This window comes from Kitasatospora purpeofusca (assembly GCF_042691725.1).
GTDB classification, from domain to species: domain Bacteria; phylum Actinomycetota; class Actinomycetes; order Streptomycetales; family Streptomycetaceae; genus Kitasatospora; species Kitasatospora purpeofusca_B.
Genome location: NZ_CP170483.1, coordinates 685,580 through 702,255 on the forward strand (window position 1 = coordinate 685,580; position 16,676 = coordinate 702,255).

The 16,676-nt window shown below is 75.1% G+C and carries 15 protein-coding genes; 5 read left to right on the plus strand and 10 right to left on the minus strand.

Features of this window, described 5'->3' with window-relative positions; genetic code table 11:
• Nucleotides 1-107: 107 nt before the first annotated feature.
• The 3 genes from ACFCLZ_RS03060 to ACFCLZ_RS03070 are packed head-to-tail and all read right to left on the minus strand — an operon-like array spanning nucleotide 108 to nucleotide 3,249.
• Nucleotides 108-1,001, minus strand: coding sequence for a hypothetical protein (locus tag ACFCLZ_RS03060; RefSeq protein WP_380283053.1), 894 nt, complete (start codon nucleotides 999-1,001; stop codon nucleotides 108-110).
• Complete coding sequence (locus tag ACFCLZ_RS03065) at nucleotides 998-2,863, minus strand: GMC family oxidoreductase (protein WP_380283054.1); 1,866 nt, start codon at nucleotides 2,861-2,863, stop codon at nucleotides 998-1,000. Before ACFCLZ_RS03065 ends, ACFCLZ_RS03060 begins: the two co-directional genes overlap by 4 nt.
• The gene (locus ACFCLZ_RS03070) at nucleotides 2,860-3,249 is read right to left on the minus strand and encodes a hypothetical protein (protein ID WP_380283055.1); all 390 of its coding nucleotides are present in this window, start codon (nucleotides 3,247-3,249) and stop codon (nucleotides 2,860-2,862) included. The genes ACFCLZ_RS03065 and ACFCLZ_RS03070 overlap by 4 nt, the downstream gene beginning before the upstream one ends.
• A gap of 329 nt (nucleotides 3,250-3,578) precedes the next feature.
• Between ACFCLZ_RS03070 and ACFCLZ_RS03075 the strand changes: the two genes are divergently transcribed.
• Nucleotides 3,579-4,376: a DUF4389 domain-containing protein gene (locus tag ACFCLZ_RS03075; RefSeq protein ID WP_380283056.1), complete on the plus strand. Its 798-nt coding sequence runs from the start codon at nucleotides 3,579-3,581 to the stop codon at nucleotides 4,374-4,376.
• Here the strand turns inward: ACFCLZ_RS03075 and ACFCLZ_RS03080 are convergent.
• The 5 genes from ACFCLZ_RS03080 to ACFCLZ_RS03100 form a co-directional block, all read right to left on the minus strand.
• Nucleotides 4,339-5,481: a tryptophan 7-halogenase gene (locus tag ACFCLZ_RS03080; RefSeq protein WP_380283057.1), complete on the minus strand. Its 1,143-nt coding sequence runs from the start codon at nucleotides 5,479-5,481 to the stop codon at nucleotides 4,339-4,341. The two genes, ACFCLZ_RS03075 and ACFCLZ_RS03080, sit on opposite strands and share 38 nt — an antisense overlap.
• Nucleotides 5,478-7,466 (minus strand): LodA/GoxA family CTQ-dependent oxidase, encoded by a 1,989-nt coding sequence (locus ACFCLZ_RS03085; RefSeq protein ID WP_380283058.1) that lies wholly within the window; start codon nucleotides 7,464-7,466, stop codon nucleotides 5,478-5,480. The genes ACFCLZ_RS03080 and ACFCLZ_RS03085 overlap by 4 nt, the downstream gene beginning before the upstream one ends.
• Nucleotides 7,467-7,645: 179 nt before the next feature.
• On the minus strand, nucleotides 7,646-9,454 hold the full coding sequence (locus ACFCLZ_RS03090; protein WP_380286420.1) for a S8 family serine peptidase: 1,809 nt from the start codon (nucleotides 9,452-9,454) through the stop codon (nucleotides 7,646-7,648).
• Between the two features lie 191 nt (nucleotides 9,455-9,645).
• On the minus strand, nucleotides 9,646-10,401 hold the full coding sequence (locus tag ACFCLZ_RS03095) for a thioesterase II family protein (protein WP_380283059.1): 756 nt from the start codon (nucleotides 10,399-10,401) through the stop codon (nucleotides 9,646-9,648).
• 153 nt (nucleotides 10,402-10,554) lie between these two features.
• Entirely contained in the window at nucleotides 10,555-11,178 is a 624-nt protein-coding gene (locus ACFCLZ_RS03100; protein WP_380283060.1) for an AAA family ATPase, read from the minus strand.
• 608 nt (nucleotides 11,179-11,786) lie between these two features.
• Between ACFCLZ_RS03100 and ACFCLZ_RS03105 the strand changes: the two genes are divergently transcribed.
• The 4 genes from ACFCLZ_RS03105 to ACFCLZ_RS03120 all read left to right on the plus strand — a co-directional run bounded on the left by ACFCLZ_RS03105 (nucleotide 11,787) and on the right by ACFCLZ_RS03120 (nucleotide 14,897).
• On the plus strand, nucleotides 11,787-11,972 hold the full coding sequence (locus ACFCLZ_RS03105) for a hypothetical protein (protein WP_380283061.1): 186 nt from the start codon (nucleotides 11,787-11,789) through the stop codon (nucleotides 11,970-11,972).
• A gap of 204 nt (nucleotides 11,973-12,176) precedes the next feature.
• Nucleotides 12,177-12,992: an aldolase gene (locus ACFCLZ_RS03110; protein ID WP_380283063.1), complete on the plus strand. Its 816-nt coding sequence runs from the start codon at nucleotides 12,177-12,179 to the stop codon at nucleotides 12,990-12,992.
• 1 nt (nucleotide 12,993) lies between these two features.
• On the plus strand, nucleotides 12,994-13,884 hold the full coding sequence (locus ACFCLZ_RS03115) for a dihydrodipicolinate synthase family protein (RefSeq protein ID WP_380283064.1): 891 nt from the start codon (nucleotides 12,994-12,996) through the stop codon (nucleotides 13,882-13,884).
• A 101-nt stretch (nucleotides 13,885-13,985) separates the two neighbouring features.
• Nucleotides 13,986-14,897 (plus strand): squalene/phytoene synthase family protein, encoded by a 912-nt coding sequence (locus ACFCLZ_RS03120; RefSeq protein ID WP_380283065.1) that lies wholly within the window; start codon nucleotides 13,986-13,988, stop codon nucleotides 14,895-14,897.
• A 125-nt stretch (nucleotides 14,898-15,022) separates the two neighbouring features.
• Here the strand turns inward: ACFCLZ_RS03120 and ACFCLZ_RS03125 are convergent, their stop codons facing one another.
• Nucleotides 15,023-15,598: a helix-turn-helix domain-containing protein gene (locus tag ACFCLZ_RS03125; protein WP_380283066.1), complete on the minus strand. Its 576-nt coding sequence runs from the start codon at nucleotides 15,596-15,598 to the stop codon at nucleotides 15,023-15,025.
• Between the two features lie 74 nt (nucleotides 15,599-15,672).
• Entirely contained in the window at nucleotides 15,673-16,668 is a 996-nt protein-coding gene (locus tag ACFCLZ_RS03130) for an ABC transporter ATP-binding protein (protein WP_380283068.1), read from the minus strand.
• Nucleotides 16,669-16,676: the final 8 nt, after the last annotated feature.

Sequence of the window (16,676 nt, forward strand, 5' to 3'; positions counted from 1 at the left end):
TCGGCGAGTGGCGGCGGCTCGTCCGCCCCGCCGCAGCCTGCTTCACCTGATGGAGTGAAGTTCATTTGCCGGACGGGGAGTTGGCGCGACATCGGGCCGGGCCCGGGTCAGTGGGCGTAGTAGGGGCGGTGGTGGGCGGCGACCGGGGCGGACTGGTACGTCCACACCCCGGCGGCGGGCGCGTCGCCGACCAGCCGCGCGAGGTCGGTCGCGGCCTCCCGGGTGGGATCCCCCGGCCCCGGCCCCGCCCCCGAATGCCGCGTCGGCCCCGGCCCCGCGCGTCCGACGGTGAGCCGGATCCGGTCGGCGGTGCGGGTGTCGAGCGGATGGAAGCGGTACGGCTGGTGGACGGTCAGCGGACCGGCGAGCAGCCGCCCGTCGGGGTCGGTGCCGTAGCCGGTGACCGGGGTGTTCACGACCGGCTCGCCGTCGAGGCCCGCGAGGTCCGCCTCGACGGCGAAGAGCTCCTCGTCGTACCGCCGCAGGCCGTCCGGCCCGAGGCCGGCCCGGTGGCAGACGAAGGACCAGCGGTCGTGCACGGCGGCCGCGTTGAGCGAGGGCAGCACGGTGGTGAACCACCCGGGGTGCTTGGGCTCGGCGTAGAGGCGGGTGCCCGCGTCGATGGCGAGCGGGTTGTCGCAGAGCACGTGCAGGCGGGCGATGCCGAGCAGCCTGGTCTGGTCGTGGCCGCGGGCGTACTGGCCGTAGTCGACGACCGGGACGCGGTCGGCGGCGGACGCCGGGTGGGCGATGACGTTGATCTCCACCTCCTCGGTGATCCCGCCGCCGGTCGGGTACTGGGCGAAGTACAGCTGGTAGTTGAGCGAGACGCAGGCCCGGCCGTCGAAGTCGGCGGCGGCCAGCGCGGGGTGGCGGTCGGCGAGCAGCGCGCGCACCGGGCCGGGATCGACCAGGAAGTCCACGCCGATGTTGTGCAGCGCGCCGTAGTGGAAGGGCAGGTAGTACGGCTCCGGCACGGGCGGCAGCGGCAGACCGGTCATGAGGGCTCCCTGGAGCAGGACGGGGACGGGGACGGCGTCGGGGTCGCGGACGGAGAAGGGGCCGGAGCGGCGAGGGTGACCGGCCGGCGCAGCGCCGTCAGCTCCCGGTGGATGCGGTCGGCGCTGCGCAGCGCGAGCGCGGCCATCGTGAGCGAGGGGTTGGAGGTGCCAAGGGAGGGCATCGAGCCGCAGCCGACGGCGTAGAGGTTGGGATGGTCCCAGCAGCGCTGCCAGGCGTCGACCACGGAGGTGCCCGGCGCGTCGCCCATGACGTGGGTGCCGCCGGCGTGGCCGGCGCCCCGGTAGCCGTAGGCCACGCCCCGGTGTTCGAGGCGCCCGGGCCAGCCGGGGCCGGCGTCGTAGCGGGTGTGGTCCTGCGCACCGAGCAGGGCGAACAGCTGCTCGGAGACGGCCCGGGCGGAGGCCATGCCCTGCCGGACGTAGGCGGAGAGGTCGTAGTGGAGGGCGGGGCGCGGCAGTCCGAGCCGGTCGGGCCGGGTGTGGTCGAGGGTGACCCGGTTCGCCGGGTCGGCGGGCTGCTCCAGTTCGAACTGGAGCGAGAACTGGCGGCCGAGCCGGTCGCCGAGGCGCTCGCGGAGGTCCTTTCCGCGCAGTCCGGCGCGCAGCAGTGCGGCGGTCTCGACCTGGGGCGGGCGGCCGGCCCAGGACCAGCCCCAGTTGCCGATCTCGATCCGGAAGGGAGCCCGGCGGGACCGGGCGGGGCCGAACCGGAAGGCCTCCAGACCGCTGGTGGAACCCGGTCCCCGGTAGGGGCCGGTCGGCTGCGGCAGCAGGCCCCAGGTGAGCAGCGCCGGGTGGTCCATCAGGTTGCGGCCGACCTGGTCGCTGCGGTTGGCGAGGCCGGACAGGAGCAGCAGCCGGGCGTTCTCGATCGCGTGGGCGGCGAGCACGACCAGGGCGGCGCCGACCCGGTGGGTGGTGCCCGCGGCGTGGTACTCGACGCCGGTGGCGCGGCCGGTGCCGTCGACGAGGACCCGGCTCACCACGGCGTCGGTGCGCAGCCGGACGCCGGGTGCCCAGCGGGCCTGGGTGCGCAGCGGGGTGTACTTGGCGCCGGTGGGGCAGACCGGGACGCAGGCGGCGGCGCCCTGGCAGAGCGGCCCGGCCGGGTGGGCGGGACGGGCGCCGCCCTGGTCCCGGGTGGGCGGGGCGTTGCGGGCGTGCGGGGTGGTGCTGACGGTGAGGAGGGCGTCCTCGTCGGCGGCCGGGTCGCGGGCGGTCCGGCCGCCGAGGGCGCGGGCGACGATCCGGTCGAGGTGGCTGGCCGGGACGGGGCGCATCGGGAAGGCGTAGTCGTCGGGGAGGGGCAGGCCGACGGCCCGGCGTTGCTGAGCGGCGTCGGCGGCCACGCCGAGTTCCTGTTCGGCCTGGCGGTAGTACGGTTCGAGGTCCCGGTAGCCGATCGGCCAGTTGCGGCCGTGGCCGAGGTCGGCGGTGCGGAAGTCCTCGGGGTGCATGCGCGGGGTGAGGCCGGTCCAGAGCAGTCCGGTGCCGCCGTTGGCCCGGAGGTAGCCGCTGGCGTAGGGCAGGGGGCCGTGCTGGAGGAGGTACCCGGTGGCGGTGAACCCGCCGTCGGGCCGGCCGGTCAGCTCGTCGACGTCCGGCGAGGGGGCGTCGGCGCTCCGCGGGTAGGGCGAGGTGGGTGTGCCGCCGCCGGCGGCGCGGTACGCGGTGGTGGTCGCGGCGGCGCCGGGGACGGCGTGGCCGGCTTCCAGGACGAGCACGCGGTGGCCGTGTGCGCCGAGGCGGTGGGCGACCAACGAGCCGGCGAAGCCCGCGCCGACCACGATCACGTCCCAGGGGAGGTCGCCGTCCTCGGGGCGCCGCGCCGGGCGGCTCACCGCTCGCCTCCGCCGCGCGGGGCCTCGGCCCAGCTGCCGTGTCCGGGGGCGGTGCTGCCGGGGGCGGCGCCGTGGAAGGTGCGCCACATCAGGCCCCGGTCGTGGGCGCGGGGCGAGGAGGGCGGTTCGTCCGGCCAGGCGCCGACGTACCAGAGGTGGAGCAGGGCGTGTTCGTCGCGGACGCGGTGGGCGAGGAGGGTGCGGTGGTGTTCGTGCGCCATGCCGGTCCCACGCAGTTCCGTCTCGTCGAATCCGGTGAGTTCGGCGGAGATCCGCAGGAAGGCGTCGAAGTCGGCGAGGTGCCCGAGGTCGGCCGCCGTGGGCACGCCGTCCCGGCCGACCGGGTCGGACCGGTGGTCGTGGTCGTGATCGTCGATCGCTGGCAAACCGGCACCCCCGTGGTGAGCACGCCCCGAACATGACAGCCGATCGGGCCGGGACCCGATCGCCTTCGGGGCGATGCTGCCTCGTCGATCGTCTCCAGGGGTGTTTCGACCGGAATCGTTCGAACCTGTGCGATCTCTGTCCGTCATGCCGTCGAAGAGCGATCGAGCACCTGTCGGATCAGATGTCCGAATGATCGGAGCGGACCGCCCGGGTCTCCTCCCCCGGATGGAGCAGCGCAGCGCGCGGGCACCCCAGCGGGGCTGCGACCTTCGGATCACGCGCGCCTTCCTCGCGCGGTCCGCCCGGTGCCGAGACCTGGAGGCCCCCGATGTGGCAGGCACCCCCCGCAGCCGCCGCTCCGCCGGAGTGGCTGCCCGCCCTCGACCTGCCCGCCCCCGGACCGCAGAACCGGCTGACCGTGCTGCTGCGGATCCTGCTGCTGATCCCGCAGTTCGTCGTGGTCTGGGTGCTGTCGGTGGTGGCCTTCTTCGTCGCGGTCGTCGGCTGGTTCGGCGCGCTGGTCCTGGGCCGGCTGCCCGGCTTCGCCGCCGACTACCTCTCGGCGTACGTGCCGTACGAGACCCGGGTGAGCTGCTACCTCCTGCTGACCCACGACCGCTATCCGCCGTTCGCGTTCCGCACCCCCGACCACCCCGTCCGGGTGGAGCTGCGGCCGGGCGGCCTCAACCGCCTCGCGGTGCTGTTCCGGCTGATCCTGGTCATCCCCGCGGCCGTCGTCCAGGGGCTGCTGTTCGCCGGCTGGTGGGTGGTCGGCTGGATCAGCTGGCTGGTGGTGCTGGTCCTCGGCCGGATGCCGCAGCCGCTGTTCGAGGCGACGGCGGCGGTCCTGCGCTACCGCATGCGGTACCTGGCCTACCTGCTGATGCTCACCCCGGCCTACCCCAAGCGGCTCTTCGGCGACGAGCCCGGCTCCGAGCCGGGCGGCCCGGTCTCGGCGACCCGCCCGCTGGTCCTCGGCGGCGCGGGCCGCGGCCTGCTGGTGGCCTTCCTGCTGCTCGGCCTGCTGTCGAGCGCGACCGGCTCGATCACCGCGAGCGTCACCTCCGACGACGACGAGGTCAAGCAGGTCACCGGCCCGCCGCGGCCGGGTCCCTCGGCCCGCTGACGGCCGCGTCCGGCGCCGGCGGGTGGCGGCGGCGCCAGAACGGCCCGCCGGGCCAGCGGCGTTCGAGGCCGTAGTACGTGGCGTGGTTGCGCCGGTAGGCGGTGACGACGCCGGCGAGGTCGGCGGCGTAGCGGTCGAGGGCGCCCGCCTCGCCGGCGAGGTGGGCGTCCACCGCGAGGCCCGCGGCGCGGCCGCTCCAGAGGGCGGTGAGGATGCCCTGGGAGGACAGCGGGTCGAAGGCGGCGGCGGCGTCCCCGGCGGCCGTCCAGCCCTCGCCGTGGACGCGGTCCAGGCGGGCGGTGTGGGCCGGGGCGCGGGCGGGCGAGGCGTGCGGCGGGAGCGGGTGGGCGGCGGCGCGGGCGGCGGTGGGGCCGGTGGCGGCGAGCCGGTGGCGCAGCAGTCGCGGGTCGGTGCGGGCGGCCGGCAGGTCGGCGTCGGTGAAGGACGCGAGCAGCAGTCGGCCGCCCGGCAGGGGCGCGCTGTACCACCAGCCGTCGGGGACGGCCTCGACGAGCGTGGTGGTGTCGGCGGGACCGCCGTCCCCGGGCCCGAGCACCAGGTGCAGCGCGACCAGCCGGTCCCCGAGGATCCGGCGGGCGGCGTGGGTGGTGGCGACGGCGGCCCGGCGGCCGGTGGCGTCGACGATCCAGCGGCAGCGGACGGCGGCGCCGGGGCCCGTGCCGCCGTGCAGGGCGAGCGTCCAGGTGCCGTCGGCGTGCCGCCCGGCGGGGCGCGCCGTCGCCGTGCGGACGTCCGCCCCGGCGGCTGCGGCGGCCTCCCGCAGCCGCCGGTCGAACAGCGGCCGGTCGAGGTGCCAGCCGGGCCCGTGGGGGTCGTGGATGCTGTCGACCGAGGCCGGCACCGCCGACCCCCACACCGAGCGGTTGCCGTAGCAGGGCAGGTGCCCGTCGCCGGGGACGGTGCCGTCGGCGCCGAGGTCGCGCAGCAGCGTCCGGGCGGCGGCGGGAAGGGCCTCGCCGACCGCCGGCGGCCCGCCGGGGGCGTCGGCGAGCAGGACTCCGCGCCCCCGGCCGGCCAGCGCGAGGGCGGCGGCCGCACCGGCCGGACCGCCGCCCACCACGACCACGTCGTACGCCGGTGTCACGAGCCGCCCTCGGCCGGCGCCCCGGCGTCGTGGCCGAAGGGGTCGACCTTGTCGAAGTAGCCGATGACGACGTCCTCGCCGGACAGGCCGGTGTGCTCCAGGACCGCGCTCGCCGTCTGCGCGACGAGGACGTCCTCGGCGGCGGTCACGGCGGGGACGTGGATGGCGACCAGGTTCCGGTTGTCGGAGACGCCTTCGAGCGGGAACCCGGGGACGGACTCGACCTGGATCCGCTCCGGGAACCGGCCGTCGCCCACGGTGTACTCGCGGACCTCGACGATGCCGAACTTGTCCCACTCGGCGGCGGCCTGCGTCATCTGCTGCTTGGGATCGCCCTTGAGCCCGCGCAGCCAGGAGGCCCGCCGGGCGAACGCCGCCTCGCGGCCGTCCTCGTCGGTCTGGGTGATCTCCTTGTTGACGATGCGGAAGTCGCTCTCCTTGAGGACGTGGTTGGGCACCCGCGCGGGCCAGAAGGTCGGCAGGTACGGGTCGTAGCGCGGGCCGAGGTTCTGAACGGACTCGTAACCGGAACGGCAGCTGGCGGTGTCGGTCTGCCAGGGCACGGCCATCCAGCGGGTCAGGTCGCCGGGGCCGGACTGGTGCAGGGGGCCGTCGGCGCCGAGCGCCCGGCTCTGAGTGAGGTGGTCGCCGTAGTCCGGTTCGACGGTTCCGGCGGGGCGCACCCGGATGCGCAGCGGCTCGCTGTACATCGAGCTGTACCGGATCGGCCAGGTGACCTCGCAGCCGGGGTGGAAGGCGTCGGCGAGGCAGAAGTCGAGGGCGGCGCGGTCCAGCAGGCCGGGCTGGTCGGCGAGCGGCGCGTCCGCCAGGTGCTGCGGGAAGCCCGGCCAGGGCTTGGTCTCGAACGTGCCCTGCATCCAGGCGAGCAGGATCTGGTCCTGGGTGTGGGAGAGCGTCAGGTACTGGAGCAGCGCGGTGGGGGCGGGCTTGCTGGTCATGCCGTCGCCGTAGATCCAGGGCCAGGGCACCGGGGAGATGCCGTCGCGCTTCGGGTCGCGCAGCGAGGTGTAGACCTGGCGGCGCAGTTCCTGGTGGGTGTCGGAGGGACTGCCGAGCCTGGCGAGGTGGTCGGGGGCCAGGAAGTGCTCCGGGCCGCCGAAGCCGAAGTGGGTGGCGAAGCCCTTGTTCACCCATTGGAGTTCGCAGAACCGGTACAGGATCGGCTTGACGTCCCGATCGAAGTTGACGGTCTTGGGCGGCTCCAGCGTGCCCTCGGTGACGAAGAGGTCGTAGAGCGCGTCGTACAGCGTCCGCACGGTCTTGACGTCGGGCGCGTAGTTGGGCGGGGCGACCACCACCCAGGCCGGGTCGACGCGCACCGCCGTGCCGCCGACGGTCACGGTGGCGGTGACCGGGCCGTCGGAGGTGTCGTCGCACCAGCCGTCGTTGTTGCCGTAGTTGTGGAGCCCCTCGCCGTTGGGGTTGCGGGACTTGCCGACGCCGCCGAGGACGACCAGGCGGCCGGCCTCGTCGGTGTGCATCCGGCCGAGCGGGACGGCCGTGCCGAGGAAGGAGCCGCCGGTGAACTCCACGACCGTCTTGGTGCCCGCCACCAGGTTCTTGGGGCCGGGGTCGACGATCAGGCTCGCCCGGGCCTTGTCCTTGACCTTGGCGTTGCGGCGGGGCTCGGGCTTGTCCTTCATGTCGGGGATGTCCAGCGGGAGGGTGAACTCGTACCAGGCGGCCTTCTTGTTGGCCACGTGGACCGACCATTCGATCGTCACCTTCGGGTCGGCGACGGTCAGCTCGCGCACGACCCGGTGGTCCGCGGTGTAGCCGTAGATCCGGAAGCGGGCGGCCTGCCGCTTGATCGCGCCCTGGTCGTCCTTGTAGAAGCCGGGCTGCTCGGCGGGCGGGTCCGGGACCTCCGGCCCGTAGAACCAGCCGTCGTCGCGGGTGCTGTTGCCGACCCGGGCGATGCCGATGGCGGGGTGGATCCTGGCGTAGGCGATGTCGTCGCTCAACGGACGGTCCTCTCTGCGGCCGGGGGCGCGAGGGCCGGTGTCACCGGAACGCCCCACTGTCCTGGTTCATCGGTAGCGAACCAGGACAGCGGGGGGCGCACCCGGGTGAAGCGCGCGCCGCGCCGGGCGCCGTCCGCGCTGCCCGTCGGACGGAGCAGCCGTCGAAGAGGCCGGACGGTTCAGAAGGTGAGGTTCCAGGCGTCGATCGTGCCGGTGTCGCCGGAGGCGCCGTCCTTGACCCGCAGCTTCCAGGTGCCGTCGGCCGGGCTCGCGGAGGCGTTCACCGTGTAGGTCTTGGCGACGTTGTCGGCGCTGTCGCCGTTGGCGAAGTCCTCCAGCAGGTGGACGGTGCCGTTCGGGGCGACCAGGGAGAGGACCAGGTCGCCGCGGTAGGTGTGCTTGATGTCGACGCCGACCGTGAGGGCCGTGGGGGCGCTGCCGCCGACGCCGGTGACGGCGATCGGGCTCTCCACCGTGGCGTTGTCGGGGATCGCCACGTCGGTCCGGTTCTCGAAGTACTTGCCGGTCGGCGTGGTGCCGCCGCCGACGGCCTTGAGCGCGTCGACCTGGCCCTCGCCGAAGAAGGCGTTGTCGGCGGTGGTGCCGGTGCAGCGGCTGTCGGACGCGGGGCAGGCCACGTCGTTGGCCTCGGCGGCGAGTTCGGCCCGGAGGTCGGCCGGCGTGAACGCGGGGTTGGCGCTCGCGATCAGCGCCGCGACGCCGGTGACGTGCGGGGAGGCCATCGATGTCCCGCTCTTGGTGCCGTACTTGCCGCCGGGCAGGGTGGAGTAGACGCCGGTGGCGCCGTCCCCGCCGGGCGCGGCGACGTCGATGACGCCCCGGCCGTAGTTGGAGTAGGAGGCCTTGGCGGCACCACTGGCCATCGCGGAGACGGTCACCACGCCCGGCAGCTCGGTCGGGATGTCCAGGCAGGCGTTGGTGATGGTCCGGGTGACCTTGGTCGAGTCGTTGGGGCTGTCGCTGTCGGTGGTCTTGTTGGCGAGGTCGTAGCTGGAGTTGCCGGCCGCGGCGACCTGCAGCGAGCCCTTGCCCTCGGCGTACTCCTGGGCGCGGCGGACGCCCTCGATGATGGCCGCCTGGTCCAGGTTGTCGGGGCAGTTGAACTGCCAGGGATCGGTGTAGTAGCTGTTGTTGGTCACCTTGAAGCCGTGGTCGCCCGCCCAGACGAAGCCGCACACGGTGTTCTCGGCGAAGAACAGCGTGCTGCTCGGCTCGGCGATCCGGACCGAGGCGATCCGGACGCCGGGGGCCACGCCGATGACGCCCTTGCCGTTCTTCGCCGCGGCGACGGTGCCGGCGACGTGGGTGCCGTGGGTGTCGACGTCGCGCCAGGCGCCGGTGCGGGTGTCGGGCCTGCCGTACGCGCAGGAGACCGAGTCGGCGGCGTCGAAGTTGGGCGCGAGGTCCTGGTGCTGGTCGTCGACGCCGGTGTCCAGCACGCCGACCTTGACGGTGGGCGAGCCGGTGGAGACGGCCCAGGCCTGGTCGGCCTTGATCTGGGTCATGTCCCAGCGGTTGGTCTCGGTGAGGGTGGTCGCCGACTGGGCGGGGTTGGCCGGCAGCGCGGGGTTGTAGGCGTCGGCCGGGACGTCCGAGGTCCGGGTGGCGCCGACCTGCTGGATGCCGGGCGCGGTGCGCAGCGCGGCGGCGAAGCCGGGGGCGGTCGCGTGGGCGACGACGACGCCGATCGCGTCGTAACCCGCGAAGACGGTACCGCCGTTGGCGGTGACCGCGGCCTTGGCGGCGGCGACGTCGGCGGGGGCGCTGATCACCAGGTAGGCGCGGGTCCCGGCGGCCCAGCCGGCGGCGGCCTGCGGGGCGGTCGCCGCGGCCCCCGGGACGGCGCCGGCCGGGGCGGCGGGGGCCGCGGTGGCCAGGGTCGCGGGAGCGGCCAGGGCCGCGGCGGCGAGGAGGGCGAGCGCGGCGGTGGGACGGCCGACTCGCCGGGGTATCAGGCGGGATATCAGGGGTGACACGTGCGTCCTCCGATCGGCCCGTGCTGGAGGGGATCACACGGGGATTGAACGCAACATGCCAGAACGGTGCGCACGTGGGGAAGGCTTTACGCGTGACTTGTTGTCACAAACGTGTCAACTTTTGCTTTCTTGCGACCGATGTCGTTCGGTACCGCGCCGAGGCCGGCCGGGGCCCGGCGGCCTCAGGCCCGCAGGTGGGAGGTCACGACCTCCAGCACGGCACGGCGCTGATCGGTCAGGTAGAAGTGGCCGCCCGGGAAGACGTGGAGCCCGAAGGCGGCGGTGGTGTGCACGGCCCAGTCACGGGCCTGCTCGACCGTCACCCGCGGGTCGGCGTCGCCGGTCAGGGCGGTGACCGGTACCGCGACGGTCTCCTCGCGCCCGGCGCGGTACGTCTCGATGGCCGTGTAGTCGCCGCGCAGCGACGGCAGGATCAGCGCCCGCAGCTCCGGATCCGCCAGCAGCCGCTCGTCGGTGCCGCCGAGCCGGGCCAGCTCGGCGAGCACGCCCTCGTCGGGCAGCAGGTGCACCGCGGAGTCACGGGGCTCGGAGGGCGCCCGGCTACCCGAGACGCACAGCCGCACCGGGCCGGTCACGCCGTCGCGCTCGAAGCGGCGCGTCACCTCGAAGGCGACCGCCGCGCCCATGCTGTGCCCGAACAGGACCAGCGGCCGGTCGGCCCACGGCCGCAGCGCCGCGTAGACGCGGTCGGCGAGCTCGGGCAGCGAGTCGAGGGCCGGCTCGTCGATCCGGTCCAGCCGGGCGGGGTACTGGACGGCGAGCACATCGGCGTACGGCGAGAGGCCGGCCGACCAGTCCCGGAAGAATCCGGCCGAGCCACCCGCGTGCGGGAACATCACGACCCGGGCCGGCGCCGCGTCGAAGGGGTGGAATCGGCGGAACCAGAGACTGTCGGTGACGGCGGTGCGGCCGGACATACGGGAAGCTCCTCATGGCTGACGGGTCGACAGGATCATGTCCGGGCACAGTCTCCCCGGCCGACCCGCACCCGCGTCAACCGTACGCCGGGCGCGGCGCGGCCGGACCGTCCGCCGGTCGGCCCGGTCGGCCGGTCGGGGCGGCCGGTCCGGTCAGCCCTCCGCCGGCCCGGGGCCGAACCGCGCCTCGGCCGCCCGCGACCGGGAGGCGCCGTCCAGCAGCAGGACCGACACCGCCTCCGGCACGGGCGTCGCGGCGTGGCCGCGCGCGTGCGCGGTGAGCGCCGCGAGCAGCCGGCCGAGGCCCCGCCCGTGCCGGGCGAAGACCCGCCGCGACGCCGAGCGGCCGCGCTCCCGCTGTCCGGCCAGCGCGGCGGCCTCGCCCACGTCGAGCAGGACGAGGTGCAGGTCCCGCCCCTGCCGGGCGGCCTCGCGGGCGAGCCAGCGGCGCATCCACGCCCGGCTGCCGCAGTCGTGCACCAGCAGCGGCCCGCCCCGGCGCACCGAGCGGCGCAGCAGGCGGAGGTGCTCCAGCCGGGCCCAGGGGCGGTAGACCGGGTACGGCAGGCGCTCCGGCATGACGGCGGCGCACGCCTCGTGCACCGCCCGCGGGTCCACGGTCGCGGCGCGCGGGGCGCGGGCGGACCAGCGGCGCAGCAGGGTGCTCTTGCCGCTGCCGGGCAGTCCGGAGACCATCACGACCGCGTCGGCCGGGTAGTGGACGGCGAACGGCGCGCCGTCCTCGCCGCGCAGGTCGACGAGGCCCCGCGGCTCCATTCCCGCCCCCGCCGTCCGACCCGCCCCCGCCGTCCGACCCGCCCCCGGCGGGACCGCCCCCGACCCGTCCACGATGGCCGACCTGTCCATGCTGCTCTCTCATCCCGTCCGGGTCCGACCCGGAACGATAACAATCCACGCCGCCGGGCCCTCGCGCGGTTCCCCCGTGCGCGCGGTCACGGCCGTACCGCCCGGCCCCGGACGGCGGGCGGGGACGCCGGCGACGGCCGCCGCCGGGTGTCCGTCCTGACCGGCCTCCGCTCCCGGGCCTCACCCGAACGGGTCCGTCCGATACCTCCGGCCGGCCCGGACGCCCTAGGGTGATCGCCGCTTCATGATGGAGCGCCGGTTCCGGGATGCCCGGGCACGGCGGGCGGAGGGCCGGACGTGACGGGACGCGGAGGCGGCCGCGGCGGCGGATCCCGGGTGCGCACCGGGAGCGCGCGGCCCGGGTCGGCGCACGCCGTTCGTGCTTCGACCGCCCGCGCGCACGACCCTCCGCGCGGCGGGCGCCCGCCGGAACCGCCCGTGGACACTCGACCGAGCGGGCCGGTCTGCCGATATCCCCGGCGGCACTTCCTCGCGCCGTCCCCCTGGAGGCACCTTCCGTGACCTGGCTCCGCGTTCTGACCGCTCTGGGCATCCTCGCCGCGGCGGCGAGCGCCCTGCTCGTCTTCGCCCTCTGCACGGCCGCGGCCCGCGGCGACCACGACGACGCCGACGCCCCCGGCGGCGATCTGCGCTCGGACGCCGAGCGCTCCGGGCTGATCCGCCGTACCGGCGGCGGCAGCTGACGTTTCATCATCTCCTTCGCCGACCCGCCTAAGGGCCCGGCCGAGGGTCCGGCCGAGCGTTCGCCGTCGACAGCAGGACACAAGGTGTCCTATGGTGAACAACGTGTTCTTCGGCCGGTCCGCCCGGCCGCCGGACACCGGTGTGCCGCCCGGTCCCGGAGCCGCCGCGGCACGCCACCCACCCGGACGAAGGAGAACCCCGGCATGGCCGACAGCATGACCACCGCCAAGGCGGACCTGGTCGACCTCGCGCACCGCAGGATGCGCACCGCCATCCCCGACAACGGCTGGACCATCCGCCAGCAGCTCGCCCTCACCTGCCGGATCCTGTTCGACGCCGGCCACGACTCCGGCCTGGCCGGACAGATCACCGCCCGCGCCGAACGCCCCGGCACCTACTACACCCAGCGGCTCGGACTCGGCTTCGACGAGATCACCGAGGACAACCTGCTGCTGGTCGACGAGGACCTGGAGGTCCTGGAGGGCGAGGGCATGGCGAACCCCGCCAACCGCTTCCACAGCTGGGTCTACCGGGCCCGCCCCGACGTGAACTGCATCATCCACACCCACCCGCTGCACATCTCGGCGCTGTCGATGCTGGAGACACCCCTGGTCGTCTCGCACATGGACCTCACCCCGCTGTACGACGACTGCGCCTTCCTGGACAGCTGGCCCGGCATCCCGGTCGGCAACGAGGAGGGCGAGCTGATCTCCGCCGCGCTCGGCGCCAAGCGTGCCCTGCTCCTCGCCCACCACGGGATGCTGGTGGCCACCGGCGGCGTCGAGGAGTCCTGCACCCTCGCCGTGCTCTTCGAGCGGGCCGCCCGGCTCCAGCTGCTCGCCTCCGCGGCCGGCCGGATCCAGGAGATACCCGAGGCACTCGCCCGCGAGGCCCACGACTGGACCTCCACCCCCAAGCGCAGCCAGGCCAACTTCGCCCACTACGCCCGCCGCGCCCTGCGGGCCGGCCACGGCGACGCGCTCACCACCGCCGACACCCGCACCGAGGGAGACGCCTGAGATGGCCGGACTCGTCCTGGAGGGGATCATCGCCTACCCGGTGACCCCGTTCGCCCCCGGCGAGGCGGGCGGCGTCGACACCGCCGCCCTCACCACGCTCGTCGACCGGCTGATCGACGCCGGCTGCCATGCCATCGCCCCGCTCGGCTCCACCGGCGAGAGCGCCTACCTGGACGACCAGGAGTGGTACACCACCGCCGAGGCCGCGCTCGCCGCCGTCGCCCGGCGGGTGCCCGCCGTGGTCGGCGTCGCCGACCTGACCACCCGCAACGCCGTACGGCGCGCCCGGTTCGCCGAACAGGCGGGCGCGGACGCGGTGATGGTGCTGCCGCAGTCCTACTGGAAGCTCGACGAGCGCGAGGTCGTCCGGCACTTCACCGCGGTCGCCGACGCCGTCTCCGTCCCGGTGATGATCTACAACAACCCGGCCACCAGCGGCATCGACCTCTCCCCCGAGCTGATGGTCTCGCTGGTCGGGCAGGTCGAGAACATCACCATGGTCAAGGAGAGCAGCGGCGACGTGCAGCGGATGCACCGGCTCGCCCAGCTCACCGACGGCGAGCTGCCGTTCTACAACGGCAGCAACCCGCTCGCCCTGGAGGCCTTCGCCGCCGGGGCGGCCGGCTGGTGCACCGCCGCGCCCTGCCTCATCCCCGGCCCCGTCCTCGCGCTCCACCGCGCCGTGCGGGACGGGGACCTGGACGCCGCCCGCGAGGTCTTCTACCGGCAACTGCCCGTCCTGGAGTTCATCCTCCGCGGCGGCCTGCCCACCACCGTCAAGGCCGGCCTGGCCCTGCTCGGCCTCGACGCTGGCACCCCGCGCCGCCCCCTCCTCCCCCTCGACGAGCCCGGCACCGCCCGCCTCGCCGAACTGCTCGCCGCCACGGCCTGATCCCACCCTCACCGCCCGGCCACCGATTGGGTGGCCGGGCGGTCGGCTGTCTAAGCTCGGGCCTTTCGAACAGCGGCGGAACGAGAGATACGGTGGGCCGGATGGGCAGGTGGGAGCGGGCGCTGGACGCGGCAGGGGTCCGGGAGCCCGGGTTGCGGGCGGAGTACGGACGGCAGCGCGAGCAGGTGACCCGCTACCGCCGCGAGGTCGCGGCGGCCGCCGGGCTGCTGCTGCCGGAGCGGACGGTCCCGCACGTGATCGCCGCGGCCGCGTTCATGCACCGCACGGACACCCTGCTCGACAGCGGCCCGCTCGCCGGCCGCCGGGAGGCCGCGGCCCGGTGGCGGCGGCAGGTCACCGATGGCCTCGACGCCGGCCGCACCGACGACCCCGGGCTGCGCCCCCTGCTGAACAGCACGGCCGCCCACCCCGTACTGCGCGACCGGGTCCTGGAGTACCTGGCGGCGGCCGACGCCGACCTCGACTTCGCCGGATTCGCCACCGAGGAGGACTACCAGCGCTACGTCGACGGCTACTCGCTGCCGGGCTTCATGGTCGTCGCCGCGCTGCTCGGCCCGCCCGGCGACCAGCGCGCCTTCCGGGCCGCCTGCCGGACCTTCATCGACGGCAGCCAGCGGCTCGACTTCGTCAACGACCTCGCTGAGGACCTTGCGGACGGTCGCCTCACGATCCCCGCGCGGACGCTGGAGCGGCACGGCGTCACCCGGGCCGACTTGGAGCAGGCCCGCGACCGGCCGGCCGTGCGGGCCCTGCTCGGCGACCTGCTCGACACCGCGGACCGCACCCTGGCCGAGGGCCGCGCCGTCGTCGGCCTGGTGCCGCCGGCGCACCGGCCGATGGTCCGCTGCGTCGTCGAGGTGGAGGCGCTCACCAGCGCCGCCGCGCGCGCCGATCTCGGCGCGCTGCTGCACCGCTCCGCGAGCCCCGCCAAGCCCGCCGCCCTGCGCCTGCTCGCCCGCGAGTACCTGCGGGCCCGCCGCCACCGCCGCTGACGGCGGGTGCCGACCGGGGAATTCCGGTCGCCGGTGGGCATCCGTGCCCGGCGCTCCGGAGGCCGCTCCGGTCCTCGGCTGCGGGGTGCGGGAGCAGGCGCTGAGGACGCTGCCCCGCGGGAGGGTCAGGGCAGGGTCGGGACGCGGTCGCCGGGACCGGCCGGGTCGTCGTGGATCACCACGAGGATCGCGGCCGGCGCCTCGCCGGTGGAGCGGCAGCGGTGCGGCAGGGCGGCGTTGAAGTAGACGCTGTCGCCCGGGGCGAGGGCGACGGTCCGCTCCGGGAACTCCAGTTCGGCGGTGCCCTCGTGCACGAAGAGGAACTCCTCGCCCGCGTGGGACTTGAACGGCGCGTCGGCGGGCCGCAGCGGCGGGTGCATCATGAACGGCACCATCTGCTTGCCCGGCAGCCCCGTGGCGATGCCCTCGTAGCGCGAGCTGCCGGGGCCGGCGCCCCCGGCCATCGGGGTCCGCTCGCCGGCCCGCACCACGGTGACCAGCTCGGGCTCGACCTCGTCCGAGAAGAGCCGCCCGACGTCCACGTTCAGCGCGTGCGCGAGCTTGAGCGCGGTGGAGATCGACGGGTCGCTCAGGCCGCGCTCCACCTTGGAGAGGTAGCTCTTGGTGACGCCGACCCGCGCGGCCAACGCCTCCAGGCTGAGCCGGTTCTGCTTCCTCAGCACCCTCACCCGGCTGCTCATGGGCCGCCCCTCACCACCTGTCGCCACCGCGGAACGTTCCGGTCCAGTATCCCAGCACCGCGGCGCCGGTCCCGTCAGTGCCCTTCGAGGTCGTCGGGGCGCACCGCGATGTGGTCGGGGGCGAGTTCGACGGCGACGCGGTGCTCCATGCCGAGGGCCTCCAGGAACTTGGCCGGGAGCTGGACACGGCCGGTGCGGTCCAGCATCACGTACTCGGTCTCGTTCACCGACTCCTCGCCGTGCTCGTCGGTGAGGGTGCGGCGCAGCACCTCGCTGCTGGTGCGGCCGTCGCGGATGGCGACGGTGCGGCGGACCTCGCCGGCCACCATCGGGTCGTGGGTGACGATGACGACGGTGGCGCCGAGGTCGCGGTTGACGGTGCGGAAGGCCTCGAAGATGCTCGCCCCGGTCTCCGAGTCCAGCTCGCCGGTGGGCTCGTCGGCGAGCAGCACCGGCGGGTTGTTGGCCATGGCGACGGCGATGGCGACGCGCTGCTGCTGGCCGCCGGACATCTCGCTGGGCCGCCGGCGGGCGAGTTCGCCGATCTCCAGGGCCTCCAGCAGCTCGGCGACCCGGGCGGCCTGCCGGCGCGCGCCGCCGTGCGTCCGGCGGCCGCCGCGCAGTTGCATCGGCAGGGCGACGTTCTCGGCGGCGGTGAGGAAGGGCAGCAGGTTGCGGGCGGTCTGCTGCCAGATGAAGCCGACCACCTCGCGGCGGTAGCGCAGCCGCTCGCGGGGGGCCATCTCCAGCAGGTCGCAGCCGGCGACGGTGGCGGTGCCGGCGGTCGGCACGTCCAGTCCGGCGAGGATGGTCAGCAGGGTGGACTTGCCGCTGCCGGAGGCGCCGACCAGGGCGACCAGGTCGCCCTGCCGGATGGTCAGTTCGAGGCCCTGGAGGGCCTGCACCTCGACGCCCTGGGCGCTGAAGATGCGCACCAGCCGGTCGCAGACGATCGCGGCGTCCGCGCCGTGGGCGCCTCTGGGCCCGGCCGCGGCGGCCCGTGCCCGCTCCTGGAGTTCCTGGAAGGTGGGGGCCTGGGCGGTCTGCTGGTCCTGGGCGCTGCCGTTCACCGCGGCTC

Coding starts and splice junctions, on each gene's coding strand:
- ACFCLZ_RS03060 (WP_380283053.1), bottom strand. CDS start 1,001: ATGACCGGTCTGCCGCTGCCGCCCGTGCCGGAGCCGTACTACCTGCCC.
- ACFCLZ_RS03075 (WP_380283056.1), top strand. CDS start 3,579: ATGTGGCAGGCACCCCCCGCAGCCGCCGCTCCGCCGGAGTGGCTGCCC.
- ACFCLZ_RS03095 (WP_380283059.1), bottom strand. CDS start 10,401: ATGTCCGGCCGCACCGCCGTCACCGACAGTCTCTGGTTCCGCCGATTC.
- ACFCLZ_RS03100 (WP_380283060.1), bottom strand. CDS start 11,178: ATGGAGCCGCGGGGCCTCGTCGACCTGCGCGGCGAGGACGGCGCGCCG.
- ACFCLZ_RS03110 (WP_380283063.1), top strand. CDS start 12,177: ATGGCCGACAGCATGACCACCGCCAAGGCGGACCTGGTCGACCTCGCG.
- ACFCLZ_RS03115 (WP_380283064.1), top strand. CDS start 12,994: ATGGCCGGACTCGTCCTGGAGGGGATCATCGCCTACCCGGTGACCCCG.
- ACFCLZ_RS03120 (WP_380283065.1), top strand. CDS start 13,986: ATGGGCAGGTGGGAGCGGGCGCTGGACGCGGCAGGGGTCCGGGAGCCC.
- ACFCLZ_RS03125 (WP_380283066.1), bottom strand. CDS start 15,598: ATGAGCAGCCGGGTGAGGGTGCTGAGGAAGCAGAACCGGCTCAGCCTG.